The 24,917-nt window shown below is 30.1% G+C and carries 21 protein-coding genes and 7 pseudogenes; 15 read left to right on the plus strand and 13 right to left on the minus strand.

What is annotated here, in order from left to right:
- The first annotated feature begins 313 nt into the window (after positions 1–313).
- The 11 genes and pseudogenes from JJC03_RS06500 to pyk all read left to right on the plus strand — a co-directional run bounded on the left by JJC03_RS06500 (position 314) and on the right by pyk (position 9,190).
- Positions 314–1,527: pseudogene (locus JJC03_RS06500) on the plus strand (aminotransferase class V-fold PLP-dependent enzyme).
- A 13-nt stretch (positions 1,528–1,540) separates the two neighbouring features.
- Complete coding sequence (locus JJC03_RS06505) at positions 1,541–2,071, plus strand: hypothetical protein (RefSeq protein WP_088397531.1); 531 nt, start codon at positions 1,541–1,543, stop codon at positions 2,069–2,071.
- A gap of 21 nt (positions 2,072–2,092) precedes the next feature.
- Complete coding sequence (locus tag JJC03_RS06510) at positions 2,093–2,512, plus strand: SufE family protein (protein ID WP_088397530.1); 420 nt, start codon at positions 2,093–2,095, stop codon at positions 2,510–2,512.
- Positions 2,513–2,588: 76 nt separating this feature from the next.
- Positions 2,589–2,912, plus strand: coding sequence for an SUF system Fe-S cluster assembly protein (locus tag JJC03_RS06515; RefSeq protein ID WP_014166706.1), 324 nt, complete (start codon positions 2,589–2,591; stop codon positions 2,910–2,912).
- Positions 2,913–2,983: 71 nt separating this feature from the next.
- Positions 2,984–3,490: a DUF2480 family protein gene (locus JJC03_RS06520; protein ID WP_088397529.1), complete on the plus strand. Its 507-nt coding sequence runs from the start codon at positions 2,984–2,986 to the stop codon at positions 3,488–3,490.
- A gap of 11 nt (positions 3,491–3,501) precedes the next feature.
- Entirely contained in the window at positions 3,502–4,392 is an 891-nt protein-coding gene (locus JJC03_RS06525; protein ID WP_088397528.1) for a DUF3078 domain-containing protein, read from the plus strand.
- Positions 4,393–4,776: 384 nt separating this feature from the next.
- A pseudogene (gene bioD / locus JJC03_RS06530) lies at positions 4,777–5,393 on the plus strand (dethiobiotin synthase).
- A gap of 52 nt (positions 5,394–5,445) precedes the next feature.
- A complete protein-coding gene (gene bioA, locus JJC03_RS06535) occupies positions 5,446–6,717 on the plus strand; it encodes an adenosylmethionine--8-amino-7-oxononanoate transaminase (RefSeq protein ID WP_088397526.1) in 1,272 nt (423 codons plus the stop codon).
- Positions 6,718–7,270: 553 nt separating this feature from the next.
- Positions 7,271–7,447 carry an IPExxxVDY family protein gene (locus JJC03_RS17500; protein ID WP_258932470.1) on the plus strand — a complete coding sequence of 59 codons (177 nt, stop codon included), beginning with the start codon at positions 7,271–7,273 and terminating at the stop codon, positions 7,445–7,447.
- Positions 7,448–7,485: 38 nt separating this feature from the next.
- Positions 7,486–7,755, plus strand: coding sequence for an IPExxxVDY family protein (locus tag JJC03_RS17505; protein WP_258932472.1), 270 nt, complete (start codon positions 7,486–7,488; stop codon positions 7,753–7,755).
- A gap of 2 nt (positions 7,756–7,757) precedes the next feature.
- Positions 7,758–9,190, plus strand: a pseudogene (pyk, locus tag JJC03_RS06545) (pyruvate kinase).
- Positions 9,191–9,195: 5 nt separating this feature from the next.
- Here the strand turns inward: pyk and dinB are convergent.
- Positions 9,196–10,272 (minus strand): DNA polymerase IV, encoded by a 1,077-nt coding sequence (gene dinB / locus JJC03_RS06550; RefSeq protein WP_088397523.1) that lies wholly within the window; start codon positions 10,270–10,272, stop codon positions 9,196–9,198.
- Positions 10,273–10,355: 83 nt separating this feature from the next.
- Here dinB and JJC03_RS06555 point away from each other — a divergent pair, with 83 nt between their 5' ends.
- Positions 10,356–10,829, plus strand: a complete 474-nt coding sequence (locus tag JJC03_RS06555) for a CYTH domain-containing protein (protein ID WP_088397522.1) — start codon at positions 10,356–10,358, stop codon at positions 10,827–10,829.
- Here the strand turns inward: JJC03_RS06555 and JJC03_RS06560 are convergent.
- From JJC03_RS06560 to JJC03_RS06570, 3 genes and pseudogenes are all read right to left on the minus strand, one after another.
- A complete protein-coding gene (locus JJC03_RS06560) occupies positions 10,767–11,186 on the minus strand; it encodes a septal ring lytic transglycosylase RlpA family protein (RefSeq protein ID WP_309597789.1) in 420 nt (139 codons plus the stop codon). The genes JJC03_RS06555 and JJC03_RS06560 overlap by 63 nt on opposite strands.
- A gap of 217 nt (positions 11,187–11,403) precedes the next feature.
- Positions 11,404–11,826 carry a hypothetical protein gene (locus JJC03_RS06565; protein WP_088397520.1) on the minus strand — a complete coding sequence of 141 codons (423 nt, stop codon included), beginning with the start codon at positions 11,824–11,826 and terminating at the stop codon, positions 11,404–11,406.
- Between the two features lie 91 nt (positions 11,827–11,917).
- Positions 11,918–13,727, minus strand: a pseudogene (locus JJC03_RS06570) (lysophospholipid acyltransferase family protein).
- 254 nt (positions 13,728–13,981) lie between these two features.
- On the opposite strand from JJC03_RS06570, the pseudogene JJC03_RS06575 reads away from it, so the two are divergent.
- From JJC03_RS06575 to JJC03_RS06585, 3 pseudogenes are all read left to right on the plus strand, one after another.
- A pseudogene (locus JJC03_RS06575) lies at positions 13,982–14,739 on the plus strand (exodeoxyribonuclease III).
- A gap of 20 nt (positions 14,740–14,759) precedes the next feature.
- Positions 14,760–15,727: pseudogene (locus tag JJC03_RS06580) on the plus strand (OmpA family protein).
- An 87-nt stretch (positions 15,728–15,814) separates the two neighbouring features.
- Positions 15,815–16,848, plus strand: a pseudogene (locus JJC03_RS06585) (aldo/keto reductase).
- Between the two features lie 70 nt (positions 16,849–16,918).
- Here JJC03_RS06585 and JJC03_RS18720 read toward each other — a convergent pair.
- The 9 genes from JJC03_RS18720 to JJC03_RS06615 all read right to left on the minus strand — a co-directional run bounded on the left by JJC03_RS18720 (position 16,919) and on the right by JJC03_RS06615 (position 24,916).
- Positions 16,919–17,965, minus strand: coding sequence for a DUF4139 domain-containing protein (locus JJC03_RS18720; RefSeq protein ID WP_309597790.1), 1,047 nt, complete (start codon positions 17,963–17,965; stop codon positions 16,919–16,921).
- A complete protein-coding gene (locus JJC03_RS18725; protein WP_309597765.1) occupies positions 17,862–18,083 on the minus strand; it encodes a hypothetical protein in 222 nt (73 codons plus the stop codon). The genes JJC03_RS18720 and JJC03_RS18725 overlap by 104 nt, the downstream gene beginning before the upstream one ends.
- Before the next feature lie 143 nt (positions 18,084–18,226).
- Positions 18,227–18,538 carry a DUF4140 domain-containing protein gene (locus JJC03_RS18730; RefSeq protein WP_309597766.1) on the minus strand — a complete coding sequence of 104 codons (312 nt, stop codon included), beginning with the start codon at positions 18,536–18,538 and terminating at the stop codon, positions 18,227–18,229.
- A gap of 58 nt (positions 18,539–18,596) precedes the next feature.
- Entirely contained in the window at positions 18,597–20,573 is a 1,977-nt protein-coding gene (locus JJC03_RS06595) for a transglycosylase domain-containing protein (RefSeq protein ID WP_258932476.1), read from the minus strand.
- A gap of 1 nt (position 20,574) precedes the next feature.
- Positions 20,575–21,090 carry a hypothetical protein gene (locus JJC03_RS06600; protein ID WP_088397614.1) on the minus strand — a complete coding sequence of 172 codons (516 nt, stop codon included), beginning with the start codon at positions 21,088–21,090 and terminating at the stop codon, positions 20,575–20,577.
- A gap of 99 nt (positions 21,091–21,189) precedes the next feature.
- Complete coding sequence (radA, locus tag JJC03_RS06605) at positions 21,190–22,551, minus strand: DNA repair protein RadA (protein WP_088397514.1); 1,362 nt, start codon at positions 22,549–22,551, stop codon at positions 21,190–21,192.
- Positions 22,552–22,557: 6 nt separating this feature from the next.
- Entirely contained in the window at positions 22,558–23,823 is a 1,266-nt protein-coding gene (locus JJC03_RS06610; RefSeq protein WP_088444962.1) for an alpha/beta hydrolase, read from the minus strand.
- 131 nt (positions 23,824–23,954) lie between these two features.
- Positions 23,955–24,233: a hypothetical protein gene (locus tag JJC03_RS17510; protein WP_258932480.1), complete on the minus strand. Its 279-nt coding sequence runs from the start codon at positions 24,231–24,233 to the stop codon at positions 23,955–23,957.
- Between the two features lie 20 nt (positions 24,234–24,253).
- Positions 24,254–24,916: a lysylphosphatidylglycerol synthase transmembrane domain-containing protein gene (locus JJC03_RS06615; RefSeq protein ID WP_258932482.1), complete on the minus strand. Its 663-nt coding sequence runs from the start codon at positions 24,914–24,916 to the stop codon at positions 24,254–24,256.
- Position 24,917: the final 1 nt, after the last annotated feature.

The following is a 24,917-nucleotide window of genomic DNA, read 5'->3' on the forward strand; positions in this document are numbered from 1 at the left end:
AAATAGATATTTTTAATAACTAAAAATATTTTACTATTTGTATGGATAATATCATTCCTAATAACCTATTTAATGAATCAAAAAATTAATAACTTTAAAAAGAAAAGTATAAACACAATAAATTTTCATTTACTAAAAACAAATTCAGTTATTACTTATTATAATAGAAATGTTCTTAGTAACATAAAAAAATCCCCATTGAATTTAAATAAGAAAGCTTTAATAGAACAGGAAGAAATGAAAGTTTTTAAAAACTTTAATAAAATATCCTAACTAATTAACTAATTTTGCATTTAGAATTTTTCTAAATAATATGTTTGATATCCAAAAAGTTAGAGAAGATTTTCCTATTTTAAAACAAAAGTAAATGGGAAACCCTTAATATATTTTGATAATGGAGCTACTGCTCAAAAGCCAAAAGTAGTAATAGATGCTATTTCTAAATACTATAACGAAATCAATGCTAATATTCATCGTGGAGTACACACTTTGAGTCAATTAGCAACTAATGCTTATGAAGAATCTCGTGATAAAATTCAGACACACATCAATGCAAAACATAATTATGAGATTATCTTTACATCAGGAACTACCCAAGGAATTAATTTAGTAGCAAATGGATTTACAACTCTTTTAAATCCTGATGATGAAGTAATTGTTTCCACATTAGAACATCATAGCAATATAGTACCTTGGCAGATGCTATGTGAGCGTACAGGAGCTAAATTAGTTGTTATTCCAATGAATGAAAAAGGAGAGCTAATTTTATCAGAATTTGATAAATTACTTTCTAATAAAACTAAACTAGTTTCCGTTAATCATATTTCAAATGCTTTAGGGACAATAAATCCTATCGAATATATTATTCAAAAAGCACATCAAGTAAATGCTGCTGTTTTAATTGATGGAGCTCAAGCTACACCCCATTTAAAACCAGATGTGCAAACTTTAGATTGTGATTTTTATGTCTTTTCTGGACATAAAATTTGTGGACCAACAGGAGTTGGAATTTTATATGGAAAACAAGAGTGGTTAAATAAGCTTCCTCCTTATATGGGAGGAGGAGAGATGATAAAAGAAGTAACATTTGAAAAAACTACTTATGCTGAATTACCACATAAGTTTGAAGCTGGAACTCCTAATATAGCTGATGGAATTGTTCTGGGTATTGCAATTGATTATTTGAATGAAATAGGCTTTGAAAACATCCAGAAACAAGAAAAAGAACTTTTAAGATACGCTACCGAAAAATTATTAGAAATAGAAGGTTTAAAAATATTTGGAACAGCAGAAAACAAAACATCTGTAATTTCTTTTAATATTCAAGGGATTCATCCATATGATATTGGCACAATTATAGATAAATTAGGTATAGCCGTTCGAACAGGTCATCATTGTACACAACCCATCATGAATTTCTTTGAAATTCCAGGGACTGTAAGAGCAAGTTTCTCTTTTTATAATACAAAAGAAGAGATTGATACCTTTGTAGAAGCTGTAAAAAAAGCAAAAATGATGTTATCTTAAAAAAAATAATCAGATGAAAAAAATTGCACTCACCTTATTTTCAGTTTTTATTTTATTGGTTTCTTGTAAATGCAAAAAAACAACTTTAACCACATCTGGAACAACTGTAGTAACAGATGAAAAAAATAAACCCATTGATACCTCTATTAAGTCAGTTGAGAATAGTATAACAAATAAACAGGAAAAAGGAATGTTTGTTGAATATATTGCTAATACAAGAGGTTATTATTTAAAAATTAAACTAACTAATGATGCTTTAAGTTATACAGAAAATCGAGAAGAAGAACATCTTAGAGAGATAAAACTAACAAATACACAAATAAATGAGTTGCAAAATTTGTTAAGCCAAATTAATTTAAAGGAGTTAAATAAACTAAAAGCTCCTACTCAACTCCGTTATCATGATGGAGCACCTCATGCTGATCTAAAAATAACAAAAGACGGTCAAGAATATCAATCAGCAGGTTTTGATCACGGATATCCACCTGTAGAGATTGAAAAATTTGTATCAAAATTAGTTTCTTATATAAAAAGCAATAATTAACAGAAATAAATTCTATTAAGAATGACCATAGAAGAAATTCAAAATGAAATTGTAGATGAGTTTTCAATGTTTGATGATTGGATGCAACGTTATGAATACATAATTGAGCTAGGAAAATCATTACCCCTAATTGAAGAAGAATACAAAACAGAAGAAAATATAATCAAAGGCTGTCAATCTAAAGTATGGGTTCATGCAGAAGAAAAAGAAGGAAACATTGTTTTTACAGCTGATAGTGATGCTATTTTGACTAAAGGAATTATAGGGATATTAATTAGAACATTTTCTAATCAACCCGCACAAGCTATCCTAGATGCTAAAACAGACTTTATAGATGAAATAGGCTTAAAGGAACATTTATCACCCACAAGAGCCAACGGTTTAGTATCAATGATTAAACAAATAAAAATGTACGCATTAGCATTTTTGAGTAAAAAATAAAATTATAGTCATATCTGTAATCATCGTATACAAGTCTTTATTGTGATTCAAAAAGATGACTCAAAACTGAATAGTAATGGAAGAATTCAACGACAACATTAATCTAGGAGAAGAAGTAGTAAAAGTTTTAAAACGTATTTACGACCCTGAAATTCCCGTAGATATTTACGAATTAGGCTTAATTTATGATGTTTTTGTTAATGAAGACATGGATGTGAAAATTCTGATGACGTTAACATCACCTAACTGCCCTGTGGCTGAAACACTCCCTAATGAAGTAAAAGAAAAAATTGAAAAATTAGAAGCGGTTAAATCATGTGAAGTAGAAATTACTTTTGACCCACCTTGGAGTAAAGATTTAATGAGTGAAGAAGCAAAATTAGAATTAGGAATGCTTTAATCGCACCTTATAAAAAGTCAAAAATATTTAAGCAATATCTTTTGACTTTTTATCTTTTACATGAAAAAAATATGGAAGAAATAGTAAATAAAGTAGCTAATAGCTCACTTGAAGTATTTGATCTTGAAGATTTTTACCCAATAGGTACAAGAACTACTGTTGATATAAGTCAGTGGCTTATAGAAGGTTTTTTATTAAGAGAAAAACAATTTAGAGAAGCCCTAAAAAATCATGATTGGTCACAATATAAAGATCATTATTGCGCCATTTATTGTAGTTCAGATGCTATTTTACCCACTTGGGCCCCTATATTAGTTGCTTCTTATTTAGATCAATACGCAAAAAAAATTATACTTGGAAATATAGAAGAAATTGATATAAATTTATATATAGAAGAAATTCTACGAATCGATTTCAGTAAATACCTTGATAAACCAGTAATTTTGAAAGGTTGCTCGAAAAAACCTGTTCCGAAAGAAGCATACATCATGGCAATTGCACAATTACAAAAAGTGGCAAAAAGTGTAATGTTTGGTGAAGCCTGTTCAGCAGTTCCGATTTTTAAGAGAACCAAATAAACATTTACATTATGAGAAAATCAATTTTATGTTTGGCTATTTTAGCATGTCAAACTTTGCTTAATGCACAAACAACTGAAGGAGAATTAATAAAAAGAACTTCAGAAACAGAAAAAAAAGCACAAGACACAACGAGTGTAGGCTGGAAAAAAGGAGGTAATTTTAATTTCTTATTTAACCAATCAGCATTCAATGATAAATGGCGTGCTGGAGGAACTTCTAGTATTGCAGGTAATATTAATATTAATTATGACTTCAATTATAAATCAAAAGACCTAATTTGGGATAATAAAATCATTGTTGCTTACGGTTTAACAAAACTAAAAGATGCTCCTATTCGTAAATCTGATGATCGATTATTATATAACTCAGTATTAGGAAAAAGAGCAAAAGGATATTGGTTTTATTCCGCTTTCTTAGATTTTAAAACACAAATGGATTCTGGTTTTGATACGAACGGAAACAAAATATCTCATTTTTTCTCGCCAGCTTATTTACAATTAGGACCTGGTATGATGTGGAAAAAACATGAAAATTTTAAATTTAATATAGCTCCTGCAACCGCTCGTTTAGTTTTAGTTCATTCACATTTTACTGAAAATGGCACTTCTTTTGGCGTGGAACAAGGAAAATCTGTTCGTTTTGAGTTTGGTGCGGGTTTACAAGGCTACTACAAATTTAAACTAATGGATAATGTTACGTGGGAAAACATTTTAAACTTATACGCTAACTATTTAGATAAACCACAAAATGTAGATATTGATTACCAAGCAAACGTAGTAATGAAAATTAATAAATATATATCTACTAATTTAGCTTTTCAAGCTATTTATGATGATAATGCTGTTGCTGCTTTTCAAATTAGAGAAGTATTTGGTCTAGGATTTAATTATGGCTTTTAATAAAAATTTTTAATAGCACACATAAAATTTTATGAAGGTGTCCAGAAAAATAAATCCTTCTTGTTTTAGTAAAAAGAACAGATTCTTCAAGAATCATAAACTAGATGTTGATTTTTTACTTTTTGGACACCCTCATTTAATCACTTATATTCTCAATACAATCTCAAAAGTTTATTTTACAAATACTTAGTGCATTATTACTAATTAAGAAAAAGAGTATCATTCAGAATTACCCCCTATATAAAAATTTCCTATCTATAAAAAAAGATTGAAAAATAAGGAGTTAAAAGCCTAATGCAATCTGTTCATTTAAATAAAGAATATTATCAAAATATAGTATGAGTATGTGTTTTTCCTATTTTTGTAATAAAAAAATGTTATAAAATGAAAATTTTTGTTGCAGGTATAGGGACTGATGTAGGGAAAACAGTTGCATCAGCTATTATTACACAAGCATTAGAAGCAGATTATTGGAAACCTATTCAAGCAGGTGATTTAGATAATTCAGATAGCCATAAAATAAAAATAAGAGTTGCAAATCCTAAGTTAAAAATACACCCTAATGCTTACGCATTAAATACTCCTGCCAGCCCACATCTTGCAGCTACAATTGATAATGTTGTAATAGATTTAAAAAAATTGTAGAACCCTTAACAGATAACCATTTAGTAATTGAAGGTGCTGGAGGAATTTTAGTTCCGTTAAACGAGTCAGATTACGTTATTGATTTAATTAAGCCTGATTATAAAGTGGTTGTGGTTTCTAGACATTATTTAGGGAGTATTAATCATACCTTAATGACTTTAGAATTGTTTAAAACTAGAAATATAAAAGTTGCAGGAATTATTTTTTCAGGAGATGAAAACCCTCCAACAGAAACCATTATTCTGAATAAATCAAATCTACAAATGATAGGACGTATAGAGAACGAACCGTATTTTGATGAAAATGTAATTTCCTATTATGCTGATAAATTCCGAGATCATTTATTAAAACTATAAGATTTTTTAAAATTAAAAGATACTTATCTATTGAGTTAAATAAAATAATTTTATGACTTTATCTGAAAAAGACCAACTATATAATTGGCACCCTTACACACAACATCAAACAATAGGAACGTTACCAGCTATAGTAAAAGGAAAAGATGCCCTATTGTGGGATCAGCAAAACAAAGAATATATAGATGCTATAGCTTCTTGGTGGGTAAATCCTTTTGGTCATTCAAATGAATTTATTGCAAAAGCTATTTATGATCAATTAATTACTTTAGAACACGTTCTATTTGGAGGTTTTACACATAATAAGGCAGTAGAACTAGCTGAAAAATTAGTTGAAATATTACCACCCAACCAAAAAAAATTTTTCTATTCAGACAATGGATCAACAGCTGTTGAAATAGCTATAAAAGCTTCTTTTCAATATTTTTTTAATAAAGGAATTAAAAAAGATACAATAATAGCTTTTGAAGACGCTTTTCATGGCGATACTTTTGGTGCTATGGCAGTAAGCGGAATAGGGTTATTTACAGAAGCTTTTCAGGATTCATTAATAAAAGTTATTAGAATTCCCGTTCCAATAAAAGGAAAAGAAGAAATTTCTAAAAAAGCAATTCAAAAAGCCTTACAAGAGCATCAAGTTGCAGCATTTATTTTTGAACCCCTAGTTCTAGGAGCGGCAGGAATGATTATGTATGAGCCAGCTATTTTAGATGAATTAATTACAATTTGTAAAAATAATTCAGTATTTACTATAGCTGATGAAGTTATGACTGGTTTTGGCAAAACAGGACTACTTTTTGCCTGTCATTATCTTAAAGAAAATCCTGATATGATGTGTTTGTCTAAAGCATTAACAGGAGGGACAATTCCTATGGCTATTACTTCCTTTACGGATGTTATTTTTAATGGTTTCAAAAATGAATCCGTTAATCATGCTTTTTTTCATGGACATACTTTTACGGCTAATCCAACAGGTTGTGCTGCAGCTTTAGCTAGTATTCAGTTATTACAAAGAGATGAAACGCAAAAGAATATTTATAGAATTCATCAACAACATTTACTTTTTCAATCAAAAATTAAGCTACATCCAAAAGTAAAAACCTCTAGAGTAAAAGGAGTAATTTTTGCACTAGAAGTTGTTACAAATCAAGAAATCTCTTATTACGGATCTATTCGTAATAAATTATACAATTTTTTTATTGAAAAAGGGATTATACTTCGTCCAGTAGGAAATATTATTTATATATTACCTCCTTATATTATAACAGATCAACAGTTAGAAAAAATATATAGCACGATTGAAGAGGCATTGTCAATCATTTAATAAAACTCTTTTGTTAAATTTTTTAAAGAAAATGATTTACATTAATTTAAAAAATTTATTTGATAACATTCAAAATATAAGCAAGGAGTGTCCTAAGATTGTAAAAATAGGAAATATCTGTTAAAAAAATATAAAATTATCTTAAAAAAATGATTTTAGGCAATTGGATTTAAAAAAATGTTGTAGATTTATCATAAGCCATCATGTTAAATAATATTTACTATACAACTAAAGGTTTTAAAAAATAAAAGGTACTTTTTATTACTTGCTCCTTTTTTAAAAGGAGCAATCTTTTTATTAAAGATCTACTATTTATATTCAGGAGTCATCAAAAAATCTTTTAATAGTATTAATTTCTAAAAGATTTAGAAATAAAGAAAATTCTGTATAAATTTTAAAATTACTGATCAAGTACAACCGCATATAAAGAGATAGCTAAAAAATAAGAAATCTATCTTATCGGTTCTTAATTTGTCTTTTGTCGATATTTTTTAACGATAAATATTAATGCTTTTTTAAAAAAGATTTACCTTTGTTTTCAATGTTGAATAGTATGACAAAACTTAAACATCAAATTCATCTTGGGGATTTTGATCAGGTAGATTACGACCTACTTGCTATTCATACTACTTTAGAAGATTATAGATTGGCTTATAAGATCAATCAAAATTTAGGAATTTTACTTTTCAAAAATGAGAATGAAATTCGGTCGAAATCAATAAACAATTAGCTACTTTTTCTAGATTTACATATGAAGATGATGAAACAATGATGACTTGGGATCTAATACAAAATAAGCAAGAGATAGAACTTCCCCCTTCAATTATAGGAAATTCATTATTTCAAGAAAACAGTATAACAACTCAGGTAAATTTGGTAACAGATTTAAAAAAAGTTGATTTCGTATTAAAAATTGAACATGATGAACAAATAGAATTAAAAGAAATAATTTATAAGTTAAACAAAATTGATTTGATTTCAGCTGTTTACGAAGTAAATCCGAATGAAATTAAATCTAAAAATAATTTGATATTTTAAGAATGCGTACACAAAAAAAAACAAAGATAGTAGCAACTTTAGGCCCAGCCTGTAGTTCGAAAGAAGTGATTAAAAAAATGATGGATGCCGGGGCAGATGTATTTCGTATCAATTTTTCCCATGCAGACTATACAGATGTTGCAGAACGCATACGTATTATTCGAGAATTAAACGAAGAATATGGTTATACTACCGCTATATTAGCTGATTTACAAGGACCTAAATTACGTGTGGGCGTAATGAAAGAAGATGTGGTTGTAAATGAAGGTGATTTAGTAACCTTTCAAACAGTAGAAGATGTACCAGGAACACCGGATAATATATATATGACCTATAAGGCATTCCCTAAAGATGTAAATCCTGGAGAACGTATTTTATTAGATGATGGGAAACTCATTTTTGAAGCAGTATCAAGTAATATTGAAACCAGTAGAGTAGTTTGTAAAGTAATACAAGGAGGTCCATTAAAATCTAAAAAAGGAGTTAATCTACCCAATACAAAAGTATCATTGCCAGCCCTTACTGAAAAAGATATTCGAGATGCTTTATTTGCAATTGAAAGTAAAGTAGATTGGATTGCATTATCTTTTGTCAGAACTCCAGAAGATCTTAAAGATCTTAAAGAATTAATAGAAGAAAATTCAGATCATAAAATTCCAGTTATTGCTAAGATAGAAAAACCAGAAGCTATTGAAAATTTAGACAAATTAGTAGCTCATTGTGATGGTTTTATGGTAGCGCGTGGTGACTTAGGAGTAGAAATGCCAGCACATGAAGTTCCATTAATTCAAAAAAACTTATTAACCGTGCTAAGTTAGCTCGTATTCCTGTTATTGTAGCAACTCAAATGATGGAAACTATGATTACCAGTCTTACGCCTACTCGTGCAGAAGTAAATGATGTAGCTAACTCTGTAATGGATGGTGCAGATGCCGTAATGCTATCAGGAGAAACATCAGTAGGTAATTATCCAGTGCAAGTAATTGAAAAAATGGCTCAAATTATTGAAGCAGTTGAGGATTCACCACTAATACACGTACCACAAAAACAACCACAAGTAAAAACAAATCGTTTTATAACAAAACATATTTGTTATCATGCAGCTATTTTAGCTGGCGATATAGAAGCTAAAGCTATTACAACATTAACTAATAGTGGTTATACAGCCTTTCAGGTTTCAGCATGGAGACCTAACGCACATGTTTTAGTATTTACATCCAATCCGCGCATTCTAACACAATTAAACTTATTGTGGGGGGTTCATGCTTTTATGTATGATAAATTTGTTAGTACAGATGATACCATAGATGATATTAATAAAATAGCGGTAGAAAAAGGATTTGTAACCCAAGGGGATATTTTAGTGAATTTAGCAGCTATGCCTGTTGTTGCAAAAGGGATGGTAAACACATTAAGGATTTCAGAAATAGAATAAAAAACTTAAAAATCAAACCGTAGTTGTACTACTACGGTTTTTTTTATTTCTGTATTTAAGTTAGAAAGCGAAATTCCTAATAAACGAACAGAATCTTTCATCCGATCCTGATAAAGTAGTTCTTTAGCTGTTTCTAATAGTAAATTTCGATCTGTGATAAAATACGGAAGTGTTTTACTCCTAGTTTGTTGGGTAAAATCAGAGTATTTTATTTTAAGAGTTACTGTTTTGCCTGATAATTTGTGTTTTTGTAATCTTTTAGATAATTCATCAGCAATACGTTCTAATTTTTCTTCCATAAAGATTTCAGAAGTCAAATTAGTATAAAAAGTGTGTTCCGCTGCAACTGATTTAGAAGTTCTATTGGGTTTAACAGGGCTATTAGAAATACCTCTAACAAGATAATAATAATGTTTGCCACTCTTTCCAAAATATTCTTCTAGATATGCTAATGTTTTAGATTTTAGATCTTCGCCTGTATAAATGCCTAATTGATACATTTTTTCAGTTGTAACCTTTCCTATGCCATAAAATTTTTTAATATCTAAACTTTCTAAAAAAGCAGTTACTTCATTAGGATGAATGGTTTTTTGACCATTGGGTTTATTATAATCAGATGCTATCTTTGCGACAAATTTATTAATAGAAATACCTGCTGAAGCAGTTAGACCAATTTCATCAAATATACGTTGTCTAATTTCTGATGCAATAAGAGTTGCGCTAGGATTATTTTTCTTGTTTTGACTTACATCTAAATAAGCCTCGTCTAAAGAAAGAGGCTCTACAAGATCTGTATATTCATAAAATATTTTTCGAATTTTCAGAGAAATTTCTCTGTATCGTTCAAATCGTGGTTTTATAAAGATTAAGTTAGGACATAGGCGTTTCGCTTGCATACCAGTCATAGCACTTCGTACTCCAAATTTTCGAGCTTCATAACTTGCAGCAGATACTACACCTCTTATTTCGCTTCCTCCTACGGCTATAGGTAATCCTATTAGTTCAGGATGATCCATTTGTTCTACTGACGCATAAAACGCATCCATATCTATATGAATTATTTTGCGAATAAGACTTTCCATTCTGTAAAATTACTAATGTTTTAGTAAAAGTGTACAGGTTTTAAAAACTTAGAGTATCTTCGCTTAGTTATTTAAAAAAAAATATGATTGAAATAGAACGTAAATTTTTAGTTACAAATAATCAATTTTTAGAAATAAGTAAAACTCATAATAGAATTGTTCAAGGTTATTTGAGTTCTGTTCCTGAACGAACAGTTAGAGTGCGAATAAAAGGTGAAAAAGGATATATTACTGTAAAAGGAGCTAGTAATGAAACCGGAATTTCTAGGATGGAATGGGAAAAAGAAATTTTATTGAGTGAAGCAGAACTCCTTTTACCTCTTTGTGAAAAAGGAGTAATTGATAAAATACGTTATGAAGTTCCTTTTGAAAAACATTTTTTTGAAGTAGATGTTTTTTTAGGAGTAAATCAAGGGCTTATTTTAGCCGAAATAGAATTACAGACAGAATGTGAGATTTTTCAAAAACCTTCATGGTTAGGACAAGAAGTTACTTCAGATCCTCGTTTTTATAATGCTTATTTGAGTAGAAATCCTTATAATCAATGGGGTAAATAATTTATTTTTTTTCTTTTTTATAGCTATTTCAATCTTTACAGGCATTTCTCCTCCACCTTTTCCTTTTGCTAAGTGTTGAAAGGCTTTATGGGATAAGTCAATTTCACGGTTGCGAATATGAGGTCCACGGTCGTTTATTTTTACAATTATTTTGCGCCCATTTTTTAAATTGGTTATTCTAACCTTTGTCCCGAAAGGTAGTTTCCGATGTGCAGCGGTGAATTTGTGATTGTAAAATCGTTCTCCACTAGCCGTTTTTCTACCATTAAAGCGATTGGCATAATAAGAAGCATGTCCTTTACTTTTGTATAGTTTGTAATTGTAAAGACCTTCCTCTATAGATAAACTGTCAGAAATGGGGTTTAAAGAATCTTTTTGATTGTGTCTTGGGCTATTTTAATAGGCTCAAAAGAAGTTGAATCAAATTTTCTAAATGAAAAATTGGATGTTAGAACAATCGCCAATACTGTAGAAACACCCATTAAAATACGATTAACCATAATTTTATTCTTTTTAAGTATTTATGAAAAAGATACTATAAAAAAATAAGCCCATTAAAAGGGCTTACTGTTTTTTATGCTAACCAAGATGACCATGGTAAACGAGATAAAATAAGGATAAGTCCAATACTGTAAAAAACAGCTATTTTTTTGAATTTATCATGGCTCGTTTCCATTTTTTTGTGTTTAGACCATCCAATAGTAATGCAGGCAATAGCGATCAGATTGATTATAGGGTGCTCCATAGAAGTAAGTCTTAAAGCAGCATCTTTCATATTAAAACCTGATAAACCAATTGGAGAAGTAAAATATAAAAAAATACCTACTAAAAGTTGGATATGTGTTCCAATTAAACCAAATAGTGCAATTTTTCTATCTTTAGTTGTAAACTCTTTATTAGAAGAATTGCCTAGAAAACTATTAATAATAGCAAAAACTAATAAAGCTAAGGCTACATAAGCCCACCCTGAGTGAAATTTTTGTAAGAATTCGTACATTTTGAATGTTTTAGTTTAAACAAATATAAGTAAAAAATGGCTAAATAGAAAAAATTTATAGTGCCTCTCCTTTTTTAAAAAAACTGTAATCTTATTTAGATTGCAGTTCTTCATTCATTTTTCGTTCTAATTCTGCTTGAAATTCTTCCATTACAGGTTTTACTGTACTTTCTGGTAAGTCTGCAATTCTAATGTACATTAAACCGTCAATAGCATTGTTGAATAATGGGTCTACATTAAAAGCAACTACTCGAGCATTTTGTTTAATGTATTTTTTGATTAGTACAGGTAAACGTAAATTACCCGGTTCTACTTCATCAATTATTTTGTCAAACTTATTTAAATCAGATTCTGCTTCATTAAATACAAAATCTTTATCAGCATCTTTTAGTTTTACCTTGTATTCTTTTTAGGGTGAATGTATTGAGCAATATAAGGATCGTAAAAATTAGATTTCATGAATTCAATCATTAATGATTTTGAGAATTCTGAGAACTGATTACTAATACTTACTCCTCCTATTAAAAATTTGTGTTCTGGATGTCTTAGGGTAGTATGTACAATCCCCTTCCATAATAAGAATAAAGGCATTGGTTTTTGCTGATACTCATTGCATATGAAAGCACGTCCCATTTCAATTGATTTACTCATCATATCATAGAGTTCAGGTTCAAAACGGAATAAGTTTTGTAAATAGAAACCATTTATTCCGTATTTTGCAAAAATTCTTGAGCCTAATCCCATACGGTAAGCACCCGCAATTTGTTTTGTATCATCATCCCATAAGAACATATGATGATAATAGTCATCAAACTCATCTAAGTCAATAGATTCATTTGTCCCTTCACCTACAGCTCTGAATGTTATTTCTCTTAAACGACCTATTTCGTGTAAGATATTAGGGATTTCACTAGCTTCTGTTAGGAAAACTTCATAATTTTTACTTTGGAGTAATCGAGCATCTTTTTTTCGAAGTTTTTCTACTTCTTCAATCATTTTTTCTTGATTAGCTCCAGTTACAATTGCTTTTGCAGGTTTTGAAGTAGGCTTTAGAATAGGTGCTTCAAAGAGCTTTTTTCTTCGGCAAAAGCATTAGCAAGCATATATGTTTTTTTGCGTAGAAAATCTGTGTAATCCTCTAGCGTAGTGTATTCATTTTGTTCTGTTACAGAAATGGGTTTTCCTATACGAACTTTTATGACACGATCTTTTTGTGTTAATAATTCAGAAGGAAGTTTCGCTGTTCGTAGTGTACTACTTAATTTTGATAAAAAGTAAAATAATTTACTGTTTTTAGCATGAAAATAAATAGGAACTACAGGGACTTGAGCCTTTCTGATAACTTTAATAGCGCCTTCTTCCCATTCTTTGTCTACTATAAGTTTTCCATCTTTATAAGTAGAAACTTCACCGGCAGGAAACATTCCTAGTGGTTTACCATCACTCAGGTGACGAAATGTTTCTTTTAATCCAATTACACTTGATTTTGCATCCTTATGATTTTCAAAAGGATTTACAGGCATAATATAAGGTTTTAGGGGTTCTATACGGTGTAGTAGAAAATTAGCAATAATCTTAAAATTAGGCTCACGTTCTAACATTAGTTTTAGAAGTAATATACCGTCTATACCTCCTAGTGGGTGGTTCGAGATGGTTATATAAGGTCCTTCTTTAGGTAATCTTTTTAGATCCTCTTCAGGAATCTCAAATTTAATTTGGAATTCATCCAAAATTGCATTCAAGAATTCCACATCGGATAGATGTTTATTCCTGTCATAAATTTTATTTAATGTTGATATCTGAAGTGCTTTCATTAACAACCAACCCGAAAAAGTCCCAATAGGACCATAATTATCAGTTTTAATTGCTTTTGCGACTTCTTTGGCAGTGACTAAACCCATTTATATTTACGATTAATGCAAGTTGCAAATATAGCAAAAGTCGTATAATATGTAATGGTTTAACAATGAATCATTTATTTTTTTATTAAATCTATTCTGATTTGTTTGATATTCAAATGTTTGTTAATTGTTTAAAAAAATAGTTTACACTCCTAAAATATTCTATACTTTTGAAAAAATCAATTATACTATGAATGGTGTATTAATACTATTCATAATGAGTGATTTAGGTTTAATTTATTAATTCCTTTTTTATGAAAATTATATCATATAACGTAAATGGTATTCGTGCAGCCATTACAAAAGGTTTTTTAGAGTGGTTACAAGCAGCAAATCCTGATGTAATTTGCTTACAAGAAATAAAGGCGACTCAAGATCAAATTCCAGTGATGGATATTGAATTAGCGGGTTATCCTTATCAATACTATTTTCCTGCTGAAAAAAAGGATATAGTGGAGTAGCTATTCTGTCTAAGATAGAGCCAAAAAATGTCGTGTATGGAACAGGTATTGAGCATATGGATAAAGAAGGACGTAATCTAAGATTAGATTTTGAAGGTTATTCTATTATGAGTTTATATTTACCTTCTGGAACGAATATAGATAGATTAGAACATAAATTTATGTATATGGATGATTTTTATGACTATATAAATCAGTTAAAAAAGGAAGTTCCTAATCTGGTAATCTGTGGAGACTATAATATATGTCATGAAGCTATTGATATACATGATCCTATACGAAACGTAAAAGTTTCTGGCTTTTTACCAGAAGAACGAGCATGGCTGGATAAGTTTATAAAGTCAGGATTCATAGATAGTTTTCGATTTTTTAATACGGATCCACATCATTATAGTTGGTGGAGTTATCGTGCTAATGCGCGTGCTAATAATAAAGGTTGGAGGATTGATTATTGCTTAGTTCATGAGCCTTTACAAGATCAAATGAAGAGAGCTTATATTTTACCAGAGGCTAAGCATTCTGATCATTGTCCTGTATGTGTAGAATTTTAATAACCCCAAATGTTTTAAATATGATAAAAAGAACTTCTATAGGATTACTTTTTTTAGCGTTAAGTACTTCCTCTTGTGTTTCAAAAAAAATATATACTGATTTAGAGAATAAATTTGCTGAATTAAAAAAAGAACGCAATGCCTTGGCAGATGAAAATGAATTACTCAAATCAGGTAAAAGTCAATCAGATTTAGATTTAGCAAAAGTAAAAGCAGAATTAGAAAAAATAAAGGCAGAGCGTGATAAATTGGCAACTGATTATACTGCTACGTCTAATAATTTAGCCACATTGCAGAACTCTTATAATGCTTTAGAAAAGAATAGCGATGATGCTTTGAAAGCTAATATGGATAAAAATCGTGAATTATTAGCACAATTAGAGGCAAAAGAAAAAGCCTTAGCAGCAGAAAAAGCACGTTTAGATAAATTGAGTAAAGAGTTTAAAGATCGCTCTGATCGTGTAACAGAATTAGAAAATTTAGTAGCAGCAAAAGAAGCTTCTATGAAAAAATTAAGAGAAACATTAGCCAAATCATTAAAAGCTTTTGAAGGAAAAGGTCTTTTAATCCATCAAAAAGATGGTAAAGTATATGTTTCTATGGAAAATAAGTTATTATTTGAATCAGGTAGCTGGACCGTAGGGACAGAAGGTAAAAAGCGGTTGATTTAGTTTCAAAAGTTTTAGCTGATAATCCTGATATTTCAATTCTAATTGAAGGACATACAGATAATGATAAAATAACAGGAACACTAGGTGGGGGAGTAGAAAATAATTGGGATTTATCTACTAAACGAGCTACTGCTATTGTGAATTTATTATCATCTAATCCAAAAATCAAAAAAGAAAATTTGACTGCTGCAGGTCGTAGTGAATATAGTCCGCTAGTATCAAATGAGTCAACAGATGGTAAAGCTAAAAATCGTCGTATTGAAATTATTCTTACACCTAAATTAGATGAGTTGACTAAAGCATTAAATGAATTATAGAAGAGATAAAATAGAATTTTATTAATCAAGCTAGTTTTTTTAAATTTAAAAATCAATCATACGATTGAAGGTATTAAAAAATTATAGATGAAGTACATCAAATTACCTCATACAGCATTAGAAGTAAGCGATATTTGTTTAGGAACAATGACTTTTGGGAATCAAAACTCAGAAGTAGAAGCTCATGCTCAAATGGATTATGCCTTTGAAAGAGGTATTAATTTTTTTGATACTGCTGAGATGTATCCTATAGGAGGAAATGCACAATTATTTGGAAATACAGAGCGCTACATAGGAAGTTGGTTCAAAAAATCAGGTAAGCGTGATCAAGTTATTTTAGCTACTAAGATTGCAGGGCCTAACAGAGGTTTAGATTATATTCGTCAGCCATTAGATTTTTCAAAAAGAGTTTACATCAAGCAGTTGATTTAAGCTTAAAAAATCTTCAAACAGATTATATAGATCTTTATCAAATGCACTGGCCAGAAAGAGTCATGAATATGTTTGGTAAAAGAGGTATGACTGAAATTGATCCTCAATGGAGGGATTCAATATTTGAAGTGTTAACAGTCTTTGATGGTTTAATTAAAGAAGGAAAAATTAGAAACATAGGCGTTTCTAATGAAAATTCTTGGGGTGTTATGCGTTATCTTATCGAAGCAGAAAAACATAATTTGCCTAGAATAGCTAGTATTCAAAATCCTTATTCTTTATTGAATAGACTTTTTGAAGTGGGACTATCTGAAATTTGTATGCGTGAAGAAGTGGCCCTGTTAGCTTATTCTCCCTTAGCATTTGGCTTTCTTACAGGTAAATATTTAAATGGAACTCCACTTGATTCACGCATGGGAAAATTTCCTAATTTTGTTCGTTATACCAATGAAAACTGCTATAAAGTAACCCCTAAATATCAAGAATTAGCACATACTTTAGGGCTTACTTTAACAGAGTTATCAATAGCATTTGTGTATCATCAACCCTTTGTAACGTCTACCATAATAGGAGCAACTTCATTAGATCAATTAGAAGAAAATATCAATGCTTTTGAAGTAAGACTTACAGATGAGGTTATAGCTGAAGTAAATAAAATACAAGAGTTACATCCTAATCCAGCACCATAAAAATTGAACCATTCTAAAAAATAAGAAGCGGTCCGAAAATAGCACTATATATTTTTGGACCGTTTTTTTATCATAGATTACTTATGCTCTTATCTTTTGGATATCGAACGATATAACTAATTCTTATTTTACGAATTTCATTTGGTTTTAGTTGTACATCCCAAGTTAAAATCCCCGTTTCGTTGTTTACCTTTGCTCCATCTTTTTCCGTGAGTTCAATTTCAATTTCTTTGTCGGTAGAAAGTGGATACTGATCTTTCAGAAGAATATAAATGTTCTCTTTTTTATTATTTCTAATCGTAATATCATAAGTAAACGTTTGTTCCTTTTTAGAAGATAAAAAGCGAATGCCTGATTTGTCAACTACTTTTTCTCTTTTGATAGATACTTTTTTATCTCTTCCCATACTCAGATTTAAAGTATCTGATGTTTGATTTGGGTTAATATATGTTTTTCCTACATATAAGCCTTCAAAAATAATGTTAGCTTCTCCTGCTAAGAGGTTGTATTTAGTATAATCTTTTATTTCAGCCATCAAAAAAGCTTCTTTTTCTATTTTAGGAGCAGCATAGTATTTAAAAGATGCAGGTATTCTAAAATCTTTTAGAGCTACACTATGTGCTTTTCCATTAGAGAGGATATCATATGGTATATCTATTTCAAAAGAGGTATTTAATTGATTTTCTAGAATATCAGTATAATTATTAATAGAGGATAAAGCACTTGGTGCAGATTCTGCTTCCACTTTATCTAGTTGTAGACTTGTTACACGACTTTGTATTTGATTTATCACCCCTTTTTTCTGATAACTATAATTAGGATAGCCATAAGTAAGGAACCAACTGCTTAAGAGAGGAGCCTGATTGTTTTGACTAGGATTACCGGAAGAGAGTGTTAGTTTTACTTTTTTCCAGTCTAGTCCAGTACTTTGGTAGACTTGAGCTTTATAGATTAAGTTTATAGTGTCTTTTATACCTTCCGTACGCAGATCATAAAGAGGAACCCAACTAGCATTAGGAGTTATATAGGATATTTCTAGAGGAATGTTTCCTGCAGATGTGTTGACTAATTGTATTACTAATTTGCCTGTTGTTGTTTTTTTCGTCTTTTGAATTATTTGTTTCTAGTTTAGTATTTAATTGATTTAATCGTTCTGTTAGCTTCTTTTCCTTTTCTTCAAATAGATTAATGTTATTGCTCGTTTCCGTACGTTTAGATTTGTAATATTCTACCATTTTAGATAATTCTAATACGTTTAAACCTGAATTTTGGCCATAGACTTGTTGGTTTTTATCTAAAAGTTCAATGATTTTTTGTTCTGAAATTCGACTGTTAGTTAGTTTATGCAGTTCTTTTTGGAGTGTTAAGATGCTATCTTTTACCTTTTTATTTCGGGTGAAGTTTCGTTTCCATCATATTCAGAAATATAATCATTTGTAAATTGTATAGATAAAATGGTAACATGAGATGGAGCACTTATTTGAATTGAATTTTCATTTAAATAATTAGCTACGTTTTTAATGACAACTTCATGAGTGCCATTTGTTAAAGGAACATTGGCTTGATGTATTATTTCAGCAGAGTTGAAATAAACAGTTGTTTCCTTTATTTTTGCTTGGACAAAAACAGGTTTTTGTGACCAAGCAAAAACAGAGGATAATAAGATGAGTTTTATAAAAATCTTTTGCATACTATAAAGTTTGATATCTAGAAAGAGTACAATTTATTGCAAAAGGTTGGGAATAGAACTAAAAAATAATTGATTTTTTTTCAGTTATTATTATACTATCTAAACTAGTTGTATCTTTTGGTGCTTTAATACGAAGTAAATTCCGAGCTTTTCCGGATATGTATATCGGATTTGATTGTCCAATAGTATCATCAGGAATTATTAAAGCTCTTTTTAGCATAAGATTTTTTATAAACCTTTGATGTCGTTCAGCTCCTGATTTTTGTTTTCCTTCTTCATTAAACTGATACATGAATTTTTTAGGTTTAGGCACAATGGAAGCTAGAAATAAGCATTCATTTAAGCTAAGATACTGTGGTTTTTTCTGAAAATAAAATTCTGCTGCTTCACTTATTCCGTAAATATTAGGTCCCCATTCAATTATATTAAAATAAACTTCTAGCATTCTTTGTTTAGAGGCTATTTGATTATTTTCTAAAATATAGACTAATAATATTTCTTCTAGTTTGCGAGATAATGTTTTTTCACGTGTTAAAAAAACATTTTTTACTAATTGCATACTTATAGTGCTTGCTCCTCTTGCAAAGCGTTTAGTACGAATATTTTTAGTAATAGATTGTTTAAAAGCTTCCGTAATAAATCCTTTATGTCTAAAAAAGGAGGGGTCTTCACTTGTTAAAACAGCATTTTTTAGATAGGACGGAATAGAGTCAAAAGGGGTATAATGAGAATTGGTATTGCCCACCCAAATGGCTCGTTGAGGTATTCCGTTTTCAATAGCCCTATATTCAAAATCAGAATTTAATTTTTCTAAATTAGCTTGTCCATACTTCAGAATTTGTAGATTATGTTTGTTTAGCTTACTGTCAAAAACTAACTGATGAGGTTTGTTAATATTTACTTCAAAGTCTAAATGATAATCAAAATCACCTTGTGCTTGCATTCCTTCAAAATGGCTAAAAAGCCCAGTAGGTAGAGAAGTAATGAAGTCTTGAGCTTTTATTTTTTCTAAATCTATTTTTAGCTTGTAAAGTGTATCTTCTGCTGTATTGTATTCTAAATAAGGTTTTACTTTTATTTTGTTAAGTCTTGCTAAAGAGTTTTGACTGAGTGAAATGAAATTACTTCCTAATATAAATTGATAGTCAAATTCAGCTTCTTTAATGACTACATCTTTATTAGCTATTTTAGGATGATTAATAGTAAGGTTGTTGATAGAAGCCAATCCATTAATAGTTAGTTCTCCAAAATTCATCTCAATTTGATCAACTTTTAATCGAATTTTGTCAAAACCAGTTTTTAATCCCCATTTTTCTTGTAAATAAGGAAGCATTATTTGTGTAGTATCTGCTGACTGTATTAAAAGATCTGTTTGTTTTTTACGAGCATTTGCATATCCTTGTATGTTCCATTTTTGATAAAAATGATCTGTTTTAATCTGTATTTGAGTGTTTAGTTTTTCTCCTTCTAAAGAAAGATCTTTCATTTGAAAAGTTAATTTTTTATCCATATCCTGTATGCGAAGGGTTAAGTTTTGTAAACGCATTTCGGTAGGTATAAGATTTAATAATCGAGTTAAAATACGATTAGCTAGTTGAGCATAATTTCGTTTTCCGCTTGTTATCTCTTCTGATTTATCTTTTTTAAGAAATGAACTAAAGTTACTCCCTTTTTCATCTTTTACTAATTGAATAAAACCACTTTCAATTTTTAAATTTTGGAGCTGTAAATCACCTGTTATAATTTTAAAAAGGTTGATTTTTGTTTCAATTTTTTTTACGGATAATAGAGTGTCTTTATTAATAGGAAGTAATTGAATATCTTCTAAAATAACACTAGAAGTGCCTGAAAAAGATGCTTTTCCTATTTTAAAAGTTGTTTCGTAATCAGCTTTAAATTTATTTTGAGTTTTTAGAATAGCTTGTTCTAATAAGGTATCACGAAAAAAATATAGAATACCTAGAAATAATATAAGTATAACAGGTAATATTTTAATAAATAAAAATAACCATTTCTTTTTGTTTTCATAAATCAAGTTATTGGGGTAACAAAGCTATAAAATCTTCTACTTCTTTTTTTTGTTCTGCATATTTTTGTTGAAGAGAGCCTTCTTTTTCCATACGGTTGTAATATTCTATCGCTTTATTAGCAAAAAAAAGTTGTTGGTTATTAGCAGGACTTGGTATTTGTGGGTAAGTTTTATGAAAGAGCATTTCGTAGTAGGCTTGCCATTCTCTTTCATTTTTATCCCAAACTAAGTTATTAGGTGATTTTTGTCCTACATGTATCATTTCATGTGCTATTAAATTTAGCATTAGTTTGAATTCAAATTCAAAAGTGTTTTCAGGGATACGTATTTTTTGAGGTTTCCCAAATTCACCTTCTGTAGTCATTAATATATACTTAGGACTTGCTTTTTCTCGAAGTTCAAATCCTTCAAAATTAGGATGTACGATATCAAATGTTTTAATGACATATTCAGCACACGCTACAGTCTGACCTAATTCATGGTAAGTTTGTATTGTTTGTAAAATTTCACTAAATGGCTTCATATGTTCAGATTTTGTTTTTAGAGGTAACATATCATATCTGGTAGCAATAAGTAGTTAGTGTTAAAAAATGTATCAATCGTTGTTTCATAAACTTTGATATTATCCGAATAATTCGCTGACTACGTCTTCAATTTTTGCTACTTGTTTAACTGCTATTAGATGGTTTTTTAATGATATTTTACTGTATTTAGAAACAAATATTGTTGAAAATCCCAGTTTTTCAGCTTCTTGTATTCGTTGGTCTATTCTGTTTACAGGCCGTATTTCACCTGATAAGCCCACTTCACCTGCAAAACACATATCCTTTCCTACAGGAATATCTTCATTTGAAGAAAGTATAGCAGCAACAACAGCAAGGTCAATAGCTGGGTCATCTACTGTAATTCCGCCTGTTATATTTAGAAAAACGTCTTTTGATCCTAATCGGAAACCAGCTCTTTTTTCTAAAACAGCGAGTATCATATTTAGTCTTTTAGCATTATAACCTGTAGTGCTTCTCTGAGGAGTACCATATACTGCTGTAGAAACGAGAGCTTGTATTTCAATCATTAAAGGGCGCATACCTTCCATCGTAGTGGCTATGGCTGTGCCTGATAATTCTTCTTCTTTGTGAGATATTAATATCTCAGAAGGGTTGGCCACTTCTCTAAGTCCTGATCCAAGCATTTCATAAATACCTAATTCAGATGTAGAACCAAAGCGATTTTTGAGCGAGCGTAAAATTCGATAAATATGATTTCGATCGCCTTCAAACTGTAGCACGGTATCTACCATGTGTTCTAGAATTTTTGGACCTGCAATGGTTCCATCCTTTGTGATATGTCCTATTAAAATAACAGGAGTATTTGTTTCTTTAGCAAATTTTATTAATTCTGCTGTACATTCTTTAATTTGGGAAATGCTACCAGCAGAGGATTCTATATAGTCTGTTTGTAAAGTTTGTATCGAATCAATTATGACTACGTCAGGTTCTATTACTTCAATTTGCCTAAATATATTTTGTGTTTTTGTTTCGGTTAGTATGTAGCAATTATCATTGTTAGAGGTAATACGTTCCGCTCGCATTTTTATTTGTTTCTGACTTTCTTCACCGGAAACATATAGTGTTTTGTAAGGTAATTTAAGTGATATTTGGAGTAATAAAGTACTTTTGCCTATTCCTGGTTCACCTCCTAACAAGGTGAGTGAACCAGGAACTAATCCACCGCCTAAAACACGATTTAACTCTCCGTCAGTTGTATTCATTCGAATCTCTTCAGTAGAATCTATTTCATGAACTAAAAGAGGTTTAGAAACTCTTTTATGAGAAGGACTATCTGTTTTCCAATTAACTTTTTCTTCTTTTTGTACAATTTCTTCAACTAGAGTATTCCATTCTTTACAGGATGTACATTGACCTTGCCATTTGGCAAATTGAGTCCCGCAACTTTGACAAAAAAAAGATGTTTTTATTTTAGCCATTGGATATTAATTCTCTTTTTTATTTTCTTCTTTAACAGGTTCAGTCGATGTTTCGGAAGGAGTTTCTAAGCTGTTTTCTTCTGTTTTTGTATCTTTAGCTTTACCACCTTTCATTTTATTTTTTTTAGGTAATTTAGCTTTAAGCTCTTCTGCTTTGTTCATCATAAAATCTTTTGTGATGTCTCCAATTTCTAGCTTGTTAAAAGAATCCTGATAAAATTTTAATGCCTTTTTTATTTCGCCTCTTTTTTCCCAATACATTCCCATGTGATATTCATACAACATTGTTTTTTCATATTGTTGACCTGAAATCTGAGCTAGAAGTTCGTATTCATACCAAGCTTCATTTTTTTTAATAGCCGTTTCAATGGCTTTCATATCACTAAAGCGTATATTTGTTTTTACTCCTAATGATTTTTCTATTACTTCATATTTTTTATTAAGATAATCTACAAATCCTTCTTTTAAAAGACTAATTTTATCTTGATACTCCATGGCTGTAATAGGTTGATATATTCCGAAAAAATGATAGAGTGCGCTTGGAATAGCATTAGGTGCTATTCCGTAATGAGCTAAACCTTTGAAATCATCAAATTTATAGTTTAAAAGATCATTTTTGATCGTTTGTATATTTTGATTTAGTGTTCTAATGTTTTTTTGGAATTTCTTTAAATCGCCATCAGAAGTAGCTTGATAATAAAAAATAGGTTTTTTAGTTTCTGAAAGTCTTTGAGCTACCATTCCTTCCATCCCGTTTGCAAGTTCAGGACTGATGGAAATATACCCGTCGAATATAGGGTTTTCTTTGTATAAATAAGCATTTAAAAAACCAGCTGTTACATCCATACCTGCTATTATACGAAAAGGGGCTATACGGTATTTTTTTTCTAAATGAGGGAGGAGTTCTGTTCCAATAAACTCAAAGAAATTAGCTCCTGTCTTACTTGGTAAGCCTTCAGCTGGGTCAAATTGAGAATCATCATAACGCTCATTATTTTTGTTTTGGTTGATACCTACTAATATTACTTCTGGTAAATCGTCCCAATAATTACCATATTTTAAAGTACTTTCAAAAGAAGAAAATAAAAAATCAGCATCAAGTACTAATATCATAGGATAAGCACGTTCTGGATTGGATCCGTAAGAAGTAGGTAGTTTAACTGTAATATCTCTTTTTGTATTAAGTTTTGCTGAGAAAAAATGATCTACAGTTGTTTGAGAGGATAGAGTCAATGAACAAAAGAAGGCAAAAGCCCATATAAAATTTTTCATAGGTGTGAATTTTATTTGTTATAGCCTCGTATATGAAACTGACTCTAATAGTAAGTTGATTTATGTAAACTTATATTAGCGTTAGTTTTATAGAGAAATTACCTGTTAACTTGGCGAAGCAAGTTACTAAATTATTTTTTTTTAGTGACGATTGGTAAAACAGAAAATGAAAATATACCTAAAAGAATTGTTATTAAAAGTTGCGATGTCCAAACAATCCATCCAAAAGCATTTCCTGCTTCTATAGGAATTTGGTAGAGTACTAAAATCTTTGCTATTAAGACAGGGAAAAATCCAAACCCGCCATTTGTAAAGGACATAGTAAGACCTCCTATGACAAAAGCAACAAGAATAGTTCCGAAACTAATAGAGCTAGTAGCTTTTAAAGCAAATACTGTAATATAAAACATTAGTACATAAGAAAACCAAATTAGGAATGTGAAAAAAGATAATTCCATTTGTTTGGCATATATAACAAACTGAAAATTCCTTCTTTTAACCCTGCAACCTTAGATTTAAAAAGTAAGATATATTTCCAGTTAGAATAGCTATAAAGGAGTAGAAAGCTTATTCCTAACACAGCACCTACAGCTAAAAGTATAATTAATTTCTCAATAGGTATGTAGGTCAATAAAAAGCTTTTAAGAGTGTTAATCTCTAACATTAGAGCACTAAAGACGAATGATAAAAGAAAAATTAAATCTACAATTCTTTCTGCAATAATAGTTCCAAAAGCCTTGTCAAAAGGGACATCTTGATATTTTTTTAGAAGTAGAGCTCTAGAAAATTCACCAGATCGAGGAATAGTTAGATTTACGAAGTAACCTATACAAACGGCTAGGAAATTAAGTTTAAAATTAGGTTTTACACCTATTTCTTGGAGTGCATATTTCCAACGATAAGCTCTGAAAATACACCCCAAAATAGCAATAAATAAAGAAATTGTAACGTAATTGTAATTAGCCGTCGTAAAATACAATTTCATTTGAGCAATTTGCTTTTCCGTAAATGAATTATAGGTATAGTAAGTCAGTCCAGCACCTAAAAGTAATGGAATGATCAAACTAGCATAAGAGCGTATCTTACTACTCACG

Origin of the sequence: Flavobacterium oreochromis (assembly GCF_019565455.1) — a bacterium.
GTDB lineage: Bacteria > Bacteroidota > Bacteroidia > Flavobacteriales > Flavobacteriaceae > Flavobacterium > Flavobacterium oreochromis.